Source organism: Spirillospora sp. NPDC046719, assembly GCF_040645715.1.
Taxonomy (GTDB): domain Bacteria; phylum Actinomycetota; class Actinomycetes; order Streptosporangiales; family Streptosporangiaceae; genus Spirillospora.
Genome location: NZ_JBEYYT010000784.1, coordinates 1 through 2,465, shown reverse-complemented (window position 1 = coordinate 2,465; position 2,465 = coordinate 1). Strand labels below are relative to the sequence as shown.

The following is a 2,465-nucleotide window of genomic DNA, read 5'->3' as shown; positions in this document are numbered from 1 at the left end:
ACTTCTTGGCCAGCCACGACGACTGCGAGTCGCCGCAGCCGCCGAGCGCCACGGCGGAGGCGCCCAGGCCGGCCAGCGCGAGGAACTCGCGCCTTCGCAGGTCCATGACGGCGCTCCCTCAGCTCTTCAGCGCGAGATAGATCATCACGGTGGCGGTGGGGCCGGTCGCGGGCTCGGGCCCGTCCCCGTCCCCCGCCTCGACGGTGCCCTTGAGGCGCAGCCAGCCGCCGAAGCCGGCGGACTCCCAGCTCTCCAGGTCGCCGGTGATCTCGCGGCCGGCGTCGAGGTCGCACCAGTGCAGGCCGTCGGGCGAGATCTGGGTCGTCACCCGCAGCCGGGTGCCGGCGCCGGTCCGCTTCAGCGTCCGGACGAACCAGCGCGCCTCCGCGGCCCAGGCCGCCTCGTAGGGTTCCGTCGCGAACTCGCCCGCCAGGGTGCGGTTGCGTTCCAGGACGGCCGTGAACGACTCGCGCATGCTGCCGGGGCTCCTCACCAGTCCACCGAGATCAGTACCGAGTCCAGGTACAGGAAGTTGCGCACGTCGGTGTGCGTCCTGACCGAGACGTAGAAGTTGAGCAGGTTCTGCAGGGACCCGTACTCCTCGTCGTACGGGGGGACGGGCACGTCGCGCATGTCGTAGACGGTGTCGTTGACCTGCAGCTCGATGTTGGAGCGCGTGCTCGTGTCGATCAGCCACCGCACGTAGTGCCAGTTGACCTTGGTCGGGACCTCGTTGTAGCAGAGCTCCTGCGGACCGCCGAACGCCTTCCAGTCGTCCGGGTCGGGGGCGGTGAAGTCCGCGGTCGGCGGCAGCTTCAGCCTGCCCTCGAAGTGCTCGCGCGGCGTCGGCTCCGGCACCGTCGGGTACACCCACTCGCGCCGCAGGTTGTTGTCCAGATCGGTGTTCAGGTACCGGGCGACGCAGTGGTAGCGGACGCCGTCGCAGATGTCGGTCGCGATGGTGAACGCGCCGAACTGCTGCTCGGACGGGTGCAGGTTCGCGTCCCACTCCCCTGCGCCCGCCTTGGTCGCCGCCTGGTTCTCCTCCGACGCCGCCTCGGTCTTGAACGTCAGGTACGCCTCGAACTGCACGCGGCCGCGCCCCGACATCGTCAGCCGGCGGATCGCGACGCCGGTGTGCCCGGCGAGCGGCCGGGTCGCGACCTTCAGCGCGTACGTCCCGGACATCGCGCCGTGCGTGCCGACGTCGAAGAAGTTGCAGGAGCTGAGCTGCGGCGGCCGGAAGTCGCGCATGTGGTCGTCGACGGTGTCGAGGTTCCCGTGCCCGTCGTAGTTGCCGAGCAGCTCGATCCAGCCGTGCGTGCCGGTGTTGAAGTCGTCGTGGACGAGGATCCGGTCCAGCGGGTCGAACCGGGACAGCGCGGGGTCGGCCTTGCGGAGCTCGGCGGCCAGGGAGCGTCCGCTCGCGGTGGCGGTCATCGAGCGGCCCCTTCGATCCTCACGGTGGCGTTCACCAGGTTGTGGTCGCTGCGCAGCAGGTCGCGCGGCTCGCCGGCCTGCGCGGTGGTCTGCGGCACGAGCGTCCACTGCCGGACGGGCGTGCCGGCCTTGACGAAGATGTGGTCGATCTTGTCCTCCGACTTCGGCAGCGGGATCTTCCCGCCGTTGAACGAGGCGTACTCGGCGTTGGAGCGCCGGTTCGCCGGGGCCGCTTCGAAGGAGTCGGCGTAGCCGAGGTCGGCGAACGCGTCGTAGGCGCTGGCGCCGTCCTGCTTCGAGGCGGAGTTCATGTCGCCCGCGAACACGATCGGCAGCCGCCGCGTGGACGCGTTGTCGCGGGTGAGGTACTGCACGGTGCGGGTGGCGTCGGCGTAGCGGACCTGGTCCCAGTTCTTCGTCCAGCCGTTGGGGTCGGTCGCGCCGTTCTTGCGGTACTCCAGGTGCATGTCGACGACGACGAAGCGGGTGCCGGTGCGGCGCTCGCGCAGCACGTTCCACGTCATCGTCTTGCCGTAGATCTCGGTGGAGTCGGGCAGCCACAGCAGGTCGTGCGGGAGGGCCCGGCCGCGCTCGTCCTTGTCGGAGAACCGGCGGGCGTCGTAGTAGGTGAACCGGCCCGCGCCGGACTTGAGCGGGTAGCCGTACCAGGGGTTGCGCGTTCCCGCGTAGTCGGCGGGCGCCTCGGCGTAGCCGCGCGCCCGCATCGCCGCGGTCAGCGGCGCGCGGAACGACTCGACGTCCACGCCCGGCTGGGTCGGGGTGGGGTTGTTGCCGATCTCCTGCGTGACGACGACGCCGGCGCGGGCGCGGACGATGTCGTCGGCGACCCCGGCGGCGCGGCCGTCCGCCCAGGGGGCCAGCTTGGTCGCGCAGTCGCGGCCGATCGTGTCGACGCACTCCTGCTCGGTCGGCAGGCAGCCGTGCCCGCACGTGTTGTAGGTGGCGATCCGCAGATCGAAGCCGCGCGGGTGCCGGCCCGGCGCGGCGGCCTGCGCGGCCGCCGC

The 2,465-nt window shown here is 71.3% G+C and carries 3 protein-coding genes; all 3 read right to left on the bottom strand.

The features are described from left to right. Positions 1-118: 118 nt before the first annotated feature. Positions 119-475 (bottom strand): hypothetical protein, encoded by a 357-nt coding sequence (locus ABZ914_RS50175; protein ID WP_500201646.1) that lies wholly within the window; start codon positions 473-475, stop codon positions 119-121. Positions 476-489: 14 nt separating this feature from the next. Then, a complete protein-coding gene (locus ABZ914_RS50170; RefSeq protein ID WP_500201645.1) occupies positions 490-1,440 on the bottom strand; it encodes a DUF6772 family protein in 951 nt (316 codons plus the stop codon). Next, positions 1,437-2,465, bottom strand: a 1,029-nt coding sequence (locus ABZ914_RS50165) for an exonuclease/endonuclease/phosphatase family protein (RefSeq protein ID WP_500201644.1), incomplete at its 5' end; no start/stop codon positions are given. The genes ABZ914_RS50165 and ABZ914_RS50170, both read right to left, overlap by 4 nt.

Bases quoted from the DNA above. Each gene is read 5' to 3' on its own strand.
- ABZ914_RS50175 (WP_500201646.1), bottom strand. From the start codon at position 475: ATGCGCGAGTCGTTCACGGCCGTCCTGGAACGCAACCGCACCCTGGCG.
- ABZ914_RS50170 (WP_500201645.1), bottom strand. From the start codon at position 1,440: ATGACCGCCACCGCGAGCGGACGCTCCCTGGCCGCCGAGCTCCGCAAG.